Here is a 1,332-nt window from a genome sequence, read left to right as displayed (position 1 = left end):
CTTCGGTTTGGCCATGGGCACTGCGATCTTTGATCCTGTGGGCCTTGCCATTGGCTTCATCCCGATCATCGGTCAAGCTAGATACGCTAAGTTAGGTACTCTTGGTAGTCGCTTCATGCGAGGTGGTGAAGCTGGCTTTGTAGGATCTGCTGGCGTTGAACCGCTTATCTATTCTGCGAAAATTCAAGAAAAAGCAGACTACGATATGATGAACTCACTAACCAACATTGCTTTTGGTACAGCTGCCGGCGGCGGTTTATTTGCTATTGGCGGTAAGCTTTACGATGGCTATAAGGGGCTTCGTCAGCGCAGTCACGCCTCTGCTCTTGAAACGGCTATCAAACAACTTGGTAATGGCCAGGATGTTGAAGTAAGCCAGATCGCCACTGTTGGAGCCTCTAATAAAGTTTATGCAGTCAATCCGGATGCTGAAGTCCCGGAGCCTGGAGCAGTCACCCTTGATCCACTAAAACCTGGTGAGCAAGTTTACGATCCATACGTGACGTCGTCTGCTACAAAGTTTGATCCTGATTTGCAGGCATCAAACCCAATCGTGCACTACAGGCCTCATCAAGATGTCGAGACAAGTCTTAGCTTGATGGAGCAAGCCACAGGCCCTACGGCAGCTAAGGTGACTGCAGAGCAAGTTGCTAAAGCAATGCAAGACCCTGACTTTGCCGAAGCCGTAGCCCTGGCTACAAAAAATAGATTGCAAAACAATGTGGCTTTCTACGTGCGCACAAAAGACGGTCAAGTTATGGCTGTCAAAGCAACTCGTGATTCGCCAATTGGGTTGTTGACGTCAAAAGCCTTTGCTCAAAATGGCACGATTGACATGAGCAAGGTGTCGTCAGACCTTAAAGACTTGTTGGCCGTTCATGGCATCTCTGTTGAAGAGGGTTCACTAGACATTTCATACAAGGGTTCGTATCAGCTTGCTAAAAACAACTTGACTCACGTGATGGAAGTCAAGAACGCTATTTTTGATCCAAAGCAAAACCAGCATGACGTGGTCTTTGGTCCTGAAGACTCCATGAAAAATCTTTTTATACAGGACCCTACAAAAGAAGTCTTTAATGATCTAAATCCTAAAGGCAAGCAAGCTGTTGAGTCTGTCTTGTTTGATCCTGACGCGTACTTGCAAACCTATGGCGACGTGTACCACTCATTTGCTGGCTATGACACGGCGTTTGACGTAAGTAACCTTGAACAAGTTGGTAAGCAAGAAGGTACAAATAAGGGGGGTGTTCACCTAGACAAGAACGACAACAGCCCGTACTACGTCAAGTACCAAGGAGTAGACCACTCCTTGAACGAGTGGGTTGCTGCCAC

General features: G+C 47.2%; 1 protein-coding gene. It reads left to right on the top strand.

The features are described from left to right. Nucleotides 1–13: 13 nt before the first annotated feature. The coding region (locus FJZ26_06055) for a hypothetical protein (GenBank protein MBM3229970.1) at nt 14–1,332 on the top strand (1,319 nt) is incomplete at its 3' end.

The sequence above is a fragment of the Candidatus Parvarchaeota archaeon genome (assembly GCA_016866895.1).
Classification (GTDB): Archaea; Micrarchaeota; Micrarchaeia; order Anstonellales; family VGKX01; genus VGKX01.
This window is presented reverse-complemented; position numbering and strand designations above follow the sequence as displayed.